The 11,747-nt window shown below is 73.3% G+C and carries 5 protein-coding genes; 2 read left to right on the top strand and 3 right to left on the bottom strand.

The window, feature by feature from the left end; genetic code table 11:
* Positions 1 to 102: 102 nt before the first annotated feature.
* Both K6I33_RS08625 and K6I33_RS08630 read right to left on the bottom strand, forming a co-directional pair.
* Entirely contained in the window at positions 103 to 603 is a 501-nt protein-coding gene (locus tag K6I33_RS08625; protein ID WP_229349492.1) for an RICIN domain-containing protein, read from the bottom strand.
* A gap of 125 nt (positions 604 to 728) precedes the next feature.
* On the bottom strand, positions 729 to 1,352 hold the full coding sequence (locus K6I33_RS08630; protein ID WP_229349494.1) for an NADPH-dependent FMN reductase: 624 nt from the start codon (positions 1,350 to 1,352) through the stop codon (positions 729 to 731).
* A 225-nt stretch (positions 1,353 to 1,577) separates the two neighbouring features.
* On the opposite strand from K6I33_RS08630, the gene K6I33_RS08635 reads away from it, so the two are divergent.
* Together K6I33_RS08635 and K6I33_RS08640 are read left to right on the top strand one after the other, a co-directional pair.
* Positions 1,578 to 3,143, top strand: a complete 1,566-nt coding sequence (locus K6I33_RS08635) for an FAD-binding oxidoreductase (protein WP_229349496.1) — start codon at positions 1,578 to 1,580, stop codon at positions 3,141 to 3,143.
* 410 nt (positions 3,144 to 3,553) lie between these two features.
* Positions 3,554 to 6,388 (top strand): LuxR family transcriptional regulator, encoded by a 2,835-nt coding sequence (locus K6I33_RS08640; RefSeq protein ID WP_275126660.1) that lies wholly within the window; start codon positions 3,554 to 3,556, stop codon positions 6,386 to 6,388.
* Positions 6,389 to 6,465: 77 nt separating this feature from the next.
* On the opposite strand, the gene K6I33_RS08645 is transcribed toward K6I33_RS08640, so the two are convergent.
* Positions 6,466 to 11,747: type I polyketide synthase (locus K6I33_RS08645; RefSeq protein ID WP_229349500.1), on the bottom strand; the 5,282-nt coding region annotated here is incomplete at its 5' end.

An 11,747-nucleotide genomic window follows, 5' to 3' on the forward strand; every position in this document is an offset into this window, starting at 1 on the left:
CGCTCTCTCGCATGCCCACGGCCGCCACCGCGGGGGCCCGCAGGCAGGAGCGGGAAAGCGCAGCAGCTCCCCGCTCCATGCCCCCGCATTCACGGCTTAGGGTCAGAACTTCCAGACCTGGGACGCGGTGTAGTTGCAGCTGTAGATCTGCACCGGGGTGCCGTCGTTGGTGTTGCCGCCGCGGACGTCGAGGCACTTGTTGGACTGCGGGTTGACCAGGACGTCACCCTGGTAGCGCACCCACTTCTGGGCACCCGAGCCGTTGCAGTCCCACAGCTGGACGGGCGTGCCGTCGGCGGTGCCGCTGGACGCGACGTCCAGGCACTTGCCGAACGCGGTCATCGTGGCGCCGATCTCACCGGGCTGCTCGACGTACATCCACATCTGGGACTCCGTGCCGTTGCAGCCGTAGAGCTGGACCGGGGCGCCGTTGTCACGGGCGCCGCCGCGGACGTCGAGGCACTTGCCGGCGAGGCCGACGAGCTGTCCGGCCTGGGCGGCCGCCTGTGCCGGCGCGGGCAGGGCGGCCACGCCCATCGCGGCCAGGACAAGAGTGCCCCAAATGTACGACTTCTTCGACGACTGCTTGATCGATGCCTTCATCGGACCCGTTCCTATTTCTCGGGGGTGATTGCCTCGAGGAGGTTAGAAACGGGTGTTCAACAGGAGATCAACGCTCGATCGGTGATCTGTTGATCCGGCCGGGCCGCGCGTTACGGCCGCGCCGCTCACCCGGGCGGTGTGACGAAGCGCGCGAGATGGCCGCGCACCGAGGCCGACAGGGTCCGGGCGGCGCCGCTGTCGATGAGGTCGGCGAGGGTGTGCAGCTGGACGCGGATGAGGGCCTCCGTCATCGGGTCCGTTATGCGTATCGTTCCGTCGGGCTCGCGCGTGAGGGTGTCCTGGGCGGAGTTGAGGACGACCTCCGGTGCGGGAACGACCACGTTGCACAGTTCGGTGAGCAGCTGGACGGCGTCGGAGCGGCTGCGGAATCCCAGGGCCCGGCCCGTCGTGGCCACCAGGACGACGACGGCCTTTCCGGTGAGGGCGGGGTCGGTGACGGGGCGCGAGGCCCAGTCGATGGCGTTCTTCACCACGCCGGGCAGCCCGTGGAGGTATTCGGGTGTCACCAGGACGAGTCCGTCCGCCGCCCTGATGGCCTCGCGCAGCGCGGTCACGGCCCCCGGCGGTCGGTCGCCGTCGAGGTCCTGGTTGTACAGGGGGAGGTTTCCCAGCCCCGGGAAGAAGTCGAACTCCAGGCCCTCGGGGGCCAGGGCGGGCAGGGCGCGCAGCAACGTGCCGTTGAGCGACTCGCGTCGCAGGGAGCCGGAAATCGCAAGGCACCGTGCCATGAACTCACCTCGGCATGACGGGGCGACGGAACGTGAGGGGGTTCACCGTACACTCCCGCCACCCCCGCGAAAAGCGGGTCGCCAATAGGGGGCGGTAGGGGTTGTCCGTCCCGCGAAATCGCCTTTAGCGTGGGGAATTTGATCCGGCATCCGTGCTATTGACGGTCCTCGGTTTCCGGGTCCGGTATACCGAAAATCGGTGGGCGACGGAATAGCGGCACTGCCGTGGAGAAGACGGACACCCTTGGAGGGGAAGTGCTGAGCAGGCGGTCCTTGTTCACGGCGGGCGGCCTCGCCGCCGGTGCCGCGGCGAGTGGGGCGGTGTGGCCGGCGCGGGCGGCCGGCGTCGATTGGGAACGGTTGCGGGCGCGGTTGCGCGGCGCGTTGGTCCTGCCTCGTGACGCGGACTACGAGCGGGCCAAACAGGTGCAGATCGTGGAATTCGACGCGGTCCGCCCCCGGGCGATCGCCTATTGCGTGACGCCGGAGGACGTGCGGGAATGCGTGCTCTTCGCCCGGCGGCACGACATACGTGCCGTGCCGCGCAGCGGCGGCCACAACTTCGCCGGCTGGTCGACGACCGAGGGCGGCCTGGTCATCGACCTGTCGCGGATGAACCGGGTGGCGGCCGGCGCGTCGACGGTGTTCATGGGGCCCGGTGCGCAGTCCGTGGACGTGATGGCCGCGCTGCGCCCGTACGGCGTGCAGGTGATCAACGGCCTGTGCCCGACGGTGTGCGCGGGCGGCTTCCTCACCGGCGGGGGCATCGGCTGGCAGACGAGGAAGTTCGGCCTGGGCAGCGATCGTATGGTGTCGGCGCGCGTGGTGCTGTCGGACGGCCGTGTCGTGCGCTGCTCGGCGGAGCGGGAGCCGGATCTGTTCTGGGCGCTGCGCGGGGGCGGTGGCGGGAACTTCGGCGTCGTCGTCGATTTCGAGGTGCGCCCGACGCGGGTCCCGGTGATCACTTCGTTCACCCTGAGCTGGTCCTGGGACCACGCCCTGGACGTTCTCGCGGCGTGGCAGCGCTGGTCCGTCGACGGCTCGGTGAACCTCAACTCCTCGATCGGCGCGGTGCTGATGGACGCCAGGCCCGGAACCGAGCCCAGCGTGCTGCTGCAGGGCGGCTACCTCGGCCCCCGGACGGAGCTCGACGCCGCCCTGGACCGGCTGTACGCGGCGGCCGGGGCGCGCCCCGCCGTCGCGACGGTCGACGAACTTCCCTACGACAAGGCCATGATGCGGTTGTACGGCTGTGCGGACGTGACCGTGGAGCAGTGCCACCGGGTCGGCCAGAACCCCGAGGCGGTGCTGCGGCGCCAGGGCATGCAGCGCGAGCGCCACCGGCTCTTCGACGCCCCGCTGGACGCCGCGGGGCTGGACGCGGCGCTCACCGCGTTCCTGGCGGACCGCCGTCCGGGCCAGCTGCGGTACCTGGGGTTCACCGCGCTGGGCGGAGAGGCGTCCCGGCCGGGCAGGACCGAGACCGCCTACGTCCACCGCGACGCCCTCTTCCTCATCCGTTACACGCTGGGCATGGATGACCCCACGCCCGCCGCCGAGGACGCCGCGGCCGCCCAGGCGTGGGTGGACCGGGGCTTCGGCGTGCTCGATCCGCGGTCCAACGGGCATTCCTATATAAACTTCCCCGATCCGTCCCTGCGCGACTGGGCGTGGTCGTACCACGGCGTGAACCATCCGCGGCTGCTGGACGTGCGACGACGTTACGACCCGGCCGGGTTCTTCCGGCACCCGCAGTCCGTCGGCGGCCGGACCGGCCGGCCCTCGACGTGACCGGTACGCCAATGGTGGTTCACCGGCCAACTACGCGACATCGTCGGTCAATTGGATAGATGTATGGTTCAGTCTCGTCAACCCGCTGTGTTAGCTTGGCCAGAGCGATCAGGACGCCGGGCTCGCCCGGCCGATCGTCGTTGTCCGCACGCGGGGGGAGTGGCATGGCTGCGACATTTCTGTAGCGCTCCCGGCCCTTCACCTCAGTGTTCTTCATGCTGAACCGGATCGACGTGTCATCGGCGACCACGTCGAAGCGGCTCGGGCCGGTCATGCCTGCCGTGACCGGCCCGCTCGTCGTGAGTCACAGGTCCGGTGCGGCTTCTCCGCCGTCCGAACGGGAACGATTTTCGGACCTCTTATCTTTCGCGATGTCGACTACGTGTGCAGATTCATCGGGGGGATATGGAATGCCATTGGTCGAGCGAGACGACAAACTCCGTGCGTTACAAGACATGCTGGCCGGTTCGGTCGAGGGCAAGGGCGCGATAGCCGTTGTCAACGGCCCCCTGGCCAGCGGGAAGACCGAGTTGCTGGAAGCCTTCGCCGAGCACGCGAGGGAGTCCGGCGCACTGGTCCTCAGCGCCACCGGCTCTCCCACGGAACATCCGCTGCCGTTCGGGGTCATGGGGCAGTTGTTCCAGCGTGCCCCGCTCACCCAGCGGCACTGGGAGGCCCTCTCGGAGGCGCTGGGGACCGACCGGTGCATCGCCCTGCTCTCGGAGTCCGCACAGGAGTCCGAGAGGGCCCTGGAGCAGGTCTACGCGCCGGTGATGCACCATCTGTGGGCGATCCTGTGCGACCTGTCCGCGCGGCAGCCGGTGGTGATCACCGTCGACGACATGCAGTACGTGGACAGCTTCTCGCTGCGCGGCCTGCTGTTCCTGGCCCTGCGGACGAGAACGGCACCGGTGCTGATGGTGCTCAGCGAGTACGACGGCGAGCGGCTCATCGACCCGTTGCTGCACTCCGAGCTGTTGCGGCAGCCGCACAGTCGCCGCGTCCGGCTGTCCCCGCTGACCATGGACGGTGTGGCCCGCGTGCTCGCCGAGCGCCTGGGCGAGGGAGGGGCCGGTGCCCCCGTGTCCGACTACTACGAGGCCACCGGCGGCAATCCGCTCCTGCTGAACGCGCTCATCGACGACCAGGACGGCGGAGCCGGCCACCCCGCCCGGGGGGACCGGACGCGCGGCCCGGTGCCCGGGGAGGCCTTCGACGAGGCCGTGCTGATCTGTCTGCGCCGCCGTGACTCCCGGCTGCTGCCCGTGGCCACCGCGATCGCCGTGCTCGGCGACCACGGCTCGCCCGCCCTGATCGCGCCGCTCCTCGGCATCGACACCGCCTCGGCCGTCCACGGCGTCCGGGCCCTGGACGTCGCCGGCATCACGGCGGACGGGCGCTTCCGCCACCCGGCGGCACGCGACGCCGTCCTGGACAACACCCCGCCCCAGGAGCGGGCCGCCCTCCACCGGCTGGCGGCGGTGCTGCTGCGCGAGGACGGCGCCCCCGGCGACACCGTCGCCGGACACCTGCTCAGGGCCGGCCGCGACCTGCCCGCCTGGGCCGGCGACGTCCTGCACGAGGCGGGCAGCCAAGCCCTCCGGCGCGACGAACTCGACCTCGCCACGGAGTACTTGGAACACGCCTACCGGGCCAGCTCCGACCCGCGGCAACAGGCGGTCATCATGACCCTGCTGACGTCGACCGAGTGGCGGGTCGACCCCTCCACGGCCGCCCGGCACTTCGAGCGGCTGACCACGGCCGTACGCGAGGGCCACCTCCACCAGCCGCACACCATCACGGTCATCCGCTACCTCCTGTGGCACGGACGGGTCGCCGAGGCCGGGGAACTGCTGGAGCGGGTGGTCCGCTCGGCCGGCTCCCCGGCCCCCGAGGCCGCCGGGGAGATCCGGTTCCTGCGGCTGTGGCTGACCTACTGCTACCCCGGGGTGCTTCCCTGGGCCCCCGCCGCCCTCGCCGCGCTGGCGGGCGACGACCCCGGCCCGGCCAAGGCCGCCGAGCCCTATGCCCGGGTCGTCGGTCTCCTGGAGAAGACCCTGGTCCAGGGCCGGGCGGACAGTGTGGTCGTCGAAGCCGAGAAGATCCTGCACAACCACGGCCTGAGCGACACCAACCTGGAGCCGCTGACGAACGTCCTGCGGGCACTGCTCTACGCCGACCGGCCCGACGCGGCCGCCCGGTGGTGCGAGTCCCTGCTCGTCGAGGCGGGCGCCCGCAACGCGCCCGCCTGGCAGGCCGTCCTGCTCAACATCCGCGGCGAGACCGCCCTCCGGCTCGGCTTCCTGCCGGCCGCCGCACGGGACACCCGGCTCGCCCTGACCCATATGTCCCCGGAGAAGTGGGGCACCGGCATCGGCGGCCCGCTGTCCGTCCTGCTGACGGCCACCACCGCCATGGGCCGGCTCGAGGAAGCCGCCGACCTGCTCACCGAGCCGGTGCCGGAACCGATGTTCCAGACCCAGTTCGGCCTCCACTACTGGCGTGCCAGGGGCCACTACTTCCTGGCGACGGACCGCCTCCACGCCGCCCTCGAGGACTTCCAGGCCTGCGGGGAACTGATGGCCACCTGGGGCATCGACCTGCCCGGCATCGTGCCGTGGCGCACGGACCTGGCCCAGGTGTGGCTGCGCATGGGCAAGCCGGAGCGGGCCAAGGCGCTGATCACCGAGCAACTGGCCATGACCGGTGGCTCCCAGAACCGGCTGCGGGGAACCTCCCTGCGCCTGCTCGCGGCCACCGGCGACCTCAAGGAACGCCCCCGCCTGCTCGGCGAGGCGATCGAGGCCCTGCACGCGTGCGGCGACCGGCGGGAGCTGGCCCACGCGCTCAAGGACCTCAGCGACGCCCACCACCGGCTCGGCGAGCCCGAGCGGGCCCGGATGCTCATGCGCAGGGCCTGGCACCTGGCCAAGCAGTGCGGCTCCGCCCTGCTGCGGGAGGACACGGTGCCGGCCCCGCGCACCGCGCTCGAGCACGGGACCGTCCCCGTCGCGGACGTCACCGGCACCGCCGGCCCCACCGGCACCGCCGTGCTGAGCGAGGCGGAACGCAGGGTCGCCGCGCTGGCGGCGGAGGGCCACACCAACCGTCAGATCGCCCGCAAGCTCTACATCACGGTCAGCACCGTCGAGCAGCACCTCACCCGGGCCTACCGCAAGCTCAACGTCAACCGCCGTACGGACCTCCCCGCCGACCTGAGCCTGATCACCATCGACAGGGCGTGACCGGGGCGGGAACCACCCGCCCCGGCCCCGGCGGCCCGGGCCCCGCCCGGCCGCCGGGCACGCGCGGGCCGAGACCCTCATGACAGCCCGAACTCCTCGTCGATGAGCTCCAGCACCTCGTCCACCGTGGCCGCCTCCAGATCCAGGTCGGCGGGGGCCGCGTCCACCGGCGCGCCGGCCGCCTTCGTCTGCCACTGGCGCAGCAGCCCCTCCAGCCGGGACGTGACCTCCCGCTGGGCGTCGCCGCCCGGGGCCACGGCCGCCAGGGCGGTCGTCAGCCGGTCGAACGCCTCCACGACGGCCGGTGCGCCGGCCTCGTCGTCCCGTGTGGTGATCAGCTGCTTCCCCAAGTGCGCGGCGAGCGCCGCGGGCGAGGGATGGTCGAACACCAGCGTGGCCGGCAGCCCCAGCCCCGTTTCCGCGTGGAGGCGGTTGCGCAGCTCCACCGCCGTCAGCGAGTCCAGGCCCAGGTCGAGGAAGCCCCCTTCGGGGGCGACCGCCGCCGGTGAGGCATGACCGAGGACCGTCGCCGTGTGCCGGCGCACCAGGTCCAGCAGGAGGCGCTCCTGCTCGGCGCCGGCGAGCGCGGCCATCCGCTCGGTGAGCGGGACCCCGCCGGCCGGCCCGTCGTGGCGCGACCGGGCGGTGCGCCGTGCCGGGGCGGGCGCCAGCCCGCGCAGCGGCGCGGGGACGGGTGCCGTGGCCGCGGCGGAGCGCAGCGTCGCGAGGTCGAGCCGGACCGGGACCTGCAGGGCCGGCCCGGCCCACAGCGCCGCGTCGAGCAGGGCCAGGCCGTCCGCGGCGGACAGCGGGAGGACGCCGCCCCGCGCCATTCTGCGCAGGTCGGCCTCGCCCAGCCTGCCGCCCATGCCGCCGCGCTCCGCCCACAGGCCCCAGGCCAAGGACGTGCCCGGCAGGCCTGCCCGCCGGCGGTACTGGGCGAGGGCGTCGAGGAAGGCGTTGGCCGCGGCGTAGTTGCCCTGGCCGGGCCCGCCGAGGATGCCGGACGCCGAGGAGAACAGCACGAACGCCGACAACTCCGCGTGCTCGGTGAGTTCGTGGAGGTTCACCGCGGCATCGGCCTTGGCGCGCAGCACCCGGTCCACCTGGCCGGTGGTCAGCGAGGCGATCACGCCGTCGTCGTTCACACCGGCCGCGTGGATCACGGCGGTCAGCGGGTGCGCCGCCGGAATCCCGGCCAGCAGCTCCGCCAGCGCCGTACGGTCGGCCGCGTCGCAGGCGGCCAGGGTGACCTCGGCGCCGAGCGCGGTCAACTCGTCGCACAGCTCGGCGGCGCCCGGCGCGGCCGGGCCCCGGCGGCTGATCAGCAGCAGCCGCCGGACGCCCCGCTCGGCCACCAGGTGCCGGGCGACGAGCGCGCCGAGCCCGCCGGTGGCCCCGGTCAGCAACACCGTGCCGTCCGGTGCGAACACAGGGGTGCCGGATGCCTCCGGCGCCCCCAGCCGGGCCAGCCGTGGGACGAACGCGCCACCGCCCCGCACCGCCAGCTGAGGCTCTCCGGTGGCCAGCGCACCACGCACCGCGTCGGCGGTGGCGCTCGCGTCCACGTCCAGGAGCGCGAACCGGCCGGGGTTCTCCGCCTGAGCGGCCCGTACCAGACCCCACACGGGGGCCTGGGCGAGGTCCGGCCCGTCGGCACCGGAGCCGACGGTCACGGCGCGGGTGGTCACCAGTACCAGCCGGGAACCGGCGAACCGCTCGTCCGCCAGCCACTGCCGCAGTGCCGACAGCGCGCGCAGGGTTGTCGTCCGCACCGATGCCGCCAGGCCGTCGCCGGGCCCGTCCGGGCACGGCATCAGCACCGTCTCCGGCACGCCGGCCCCCGAGTCCACCGCCGCGCCCAGCGCCGCCAGGTCCGCGAAGGAGCGGTCCGGGTCGGCACCGAGCGCCATGGCGGGCCCGGAGCCGACCACGCACGGCCGCTGCCCGGAGGCCGCGGGCAGCGGCAGCGCCGCCCACTCGACCCGGAACCGGCAGTCCGCGGCCGTGTCCTGCCCGGCGAGGTCGCCGGCGGTGACCGGCGTCAGGACGAGCCGGTCCACGGACACCACCGGCAGCCCCTCGTCGTCGGCGATCCGCACCGATACGGCGTCGGGGCCCGCCGGGCCCATCCACACCCGCACCGACTCCGCGCCCGTGGCCCATACGCGCGCGCCGGACCAGGAACCGGCCCGGACCGGGCCCACCCCCGCCGCGTACCAGAACGCCTCCCACAGGGCCGGATGCACGGCGTATCCCTCGCCGCCGCCCGCCTCCTCCGGCAGCACCAGCTCGGCGAAGACCTCCTCGCCGCGCCGCCAGACCTTCCGCACCGCCCGGAAGGCCGGCCCCATGCCCAGGCCCGCTCCCGCGAGCCGCTCATAGACTGCGTCGGCCTCGACGACGGTCGCACCGGCCGGCGGCCAGGGGAACGGGGCGAACGGCTCCTCGGACGCGTCAGGGGCGAGCACGCCCCGGGCGTGGCACGCCCAGGCGGCGTCCGGGGCGGCGTCCTCGGCCGCCGAGTACACGCCGAGCACGCGCCGGCCCCGCTCGTCCGGAGCCTGGACGCGCACCTGGACGCGTACGGCACCGCGCTCGGGCAGCACAAGGGGTGTTTCGAGGGCGAGTTCGCCGATCAGGCCGCAGCCGACCTCGTCCCCGGCGCGTACGGCCAGCTCCACGAAGGCCGTGCTCGGCAGCAGCACCGTGCCGTGCATGGTGTGGTCGGCGAGCCAGGGGTGCGTACGCGACGACAGCCGGCCGGTGAGCAGCACTCCGTCGCCGTCGGCCAGCGGCATCGCGGCACCCAGCAGGGGATGGTCCGCCGCGCCCAGGCCGGCGGCGGCCACGTTCCCGCCCCGCGTACCCGCCGGCAGCCAGAAGCGGTCGCGCCGGAAGGCGTACGTGGGCAGCTCGACCACGGCGGCGCCCGGGAACACGGCGGGCCACCGCACGGCGACGCCGCGCACGTGCAGGGCGGCCAACCCGCCGGACACCGCCTCCGGTTCGGGGCGGCCCTCCCGCAGCGCGGGGACGCACACATGGTCGCCGGCGTCCGGACCGAGGCATTCCGCGGCCATGGCGGTCAGGACGGCGTCCGGGCCGAGTTCGAGGAACGTCGTCACCCCTCGCTCGCGCAGGGTGCGCACCCCGTCGGCGAACCGGACGGGCCGGCGCACGTGCCGCACCCAGTACTCCGGTGAGCACACCTCCTCGGCGGCCAGGAGCTCCCCGGTCACGTTCGAGACCACCGGGATCCGCGGGGCACGGAAGTCCAGCGTGCCGGCGATCCGGCCGAACTCCTCCAGCATCGCGTCCATGCGCGCGGAGTGGAAGGCGTGGCTCACGCGCAGCCGCTTGGTCTTGTGCCCCAGCCCGGCGAGCACGTTCGCCAGCTCCAGGACGGCCTCCTCATCACCGGAGAGCACCACCGACGACGGTCCGTTGACGGCGGCGACCGACACCCGCGACGCGTAACCGGCCAGCAGCGGCAGGACCTCCTCCTCGGGTGCCCGGACGGAGACCATCGCCCCGCCCGGGGGCAGTGCCCGCATCAGCCGGCCCCGGGCGGCCACGAGCGTGACCGCGTCGGCCGGCGACAGCACCCCCGCCGCGTGGGCGGCGGACAGCTCACCGATGGAGTGCCCCCCGACGAAGTCCGGGCGCACGCCCCAGGACTCGAACAGCCGGAACAGCGCCACCTCGAGCGCGAACAGCGCGGCCTGCGTGTACTCCGTGCTGTCCAGCAGCGCCGCGTCGGCCGAGGTCCCGTCGGCGAGCACGACGTCCCTCAGCGGCCGGTCGAGCAAGCCGTCGAAGTGCGCGCACACCTCGTCGAAGGCCAGCGCGAACGCCGGGAAGGCCGCGTACAGCTCCCGGCCCATTCCCGGTCGCTGCGACCCCTGGCCGGTGAAGAGGAACGCCAGCTTTCCCCCGGTGGTGACGCCCCGGACGACGCCGGGCCCGGTCTCGCCCAGCGCCAGGCGCTCCAGACCGGCCAGGAAGCCGTCGAGGTCCTGAGCGACGACCGCGGCCCGGTGGTCGAACGCCGACCGGGTCGTGGCCAGCGACAGGCCCACGTCCCGGATGTCGGTGGGTTCGGCATCGGCGAGGCCCTTGACGTGGGAGAGCAGGCGGTCGGCCTGTGCCTTCAGCGCGGCATCGTCCCGGGCCGACAGTACCCACGGGACGACCGGCAGGTCCGGTCGCTCCTGGGCGGGTTCGATGTCGGTCGTCGGTGGTTCTTCGAGGATGACGTGGGCGTTGGTGCCGCTGATGCCGAAGGAGGAGACGCCGGCGCGGCGCGGGTGGTCGTCGCGCTCCCACGGGCGTGCTTCGGTGAGCAGTTCCACCGCCCCGGTGGACCAGTCGACGTGGGTGGAGGGCTCGTCCACGTGGAGGGTGCGGGGGAGTACGCCGTGCCGCATGGCGAGCACCATCTTGATGATGCCGGCGACGCCTGCGGCGGCTTGGGTGTGGCCGATGTTGGATTTGATGGATCCGAGCCACAGGGGCCGGTCGGCGGGGCGGTCCTGGCCGTAGGTGGCCAGCAGCGCCTGGGCCTCGATCGGGTCGCCGAGCGCGGTGCCGGTGCCGTGCGCCTCCACCGCGTCCACCTCGGCGGCCGGCACGTCGGCGTTGCTCAGGGCTTCGCGGATGACGCGTTGCTGGGAGGGGCCGTTGGGGGCGGTGAGGCCGTTGCTGGCGCCGTCCTGGTTGACGGCCGAACCCCGTACCACGGCGAGCACCCGATGGCCGTTGCGCCGGGCGTCGGACAGCCGCTCCAGCAGCAGGACGCCCGCGCCCTCCCCCCAACCGGTGCCGTCGGCACCGGCCGCGAACGCCTTGCACCGGCCGTCCGGGGCCAGACCGCGCTGCCGGCTGAAGTCGGTGAACGGCTCGGGGGACGCCATCACGGTCACGCCACCGGCCAGGGCCATCGAGCACTCGCCCCGGCGCAGCGCCTGGGCCGCCCAGTGCAGGGCCACCAGGGACGAGGAGCAGGCCGTGTCCACGGTGACCGCCGGTCCCTCCAGGCCGAGCGAGTAGGCGACCCGGCCGGAGACCACGCTCGCCGAATTGCCGGTGCCCAGATAGCCCTCGACGTCCTCCGGCACGCTCTCCACCCTTGCGGCGTAGTGTCCGCCGTTGGTACCGGCGAAGACGCCGGTGCGGCTGCCGCGCAGTGATGTGGGGTCGATGCCGGCGTTTTCGAGGACTTCCCAGGAGGTCTCCAGGAGTAGCCGCTGCTGTGGGTCCATGGCGAGGGCTTCGCGGGGGGAGATGCCGAAGAAGGCGGCGTCGAAGTCGGCGGCGTTGTGGAGGAATCCGCCTTCGCGTACGTAGGTGGTGCCGG

Source organism: Streptomyces sp. UNOB3_S3 (assembly GCF_020740895.1).
Classification (GTDB): domain Bacteria; phylum Actinomycetota; class Actinomycetes; order Streptomycetales; family Streptomycetaceae; genus Streptomyces.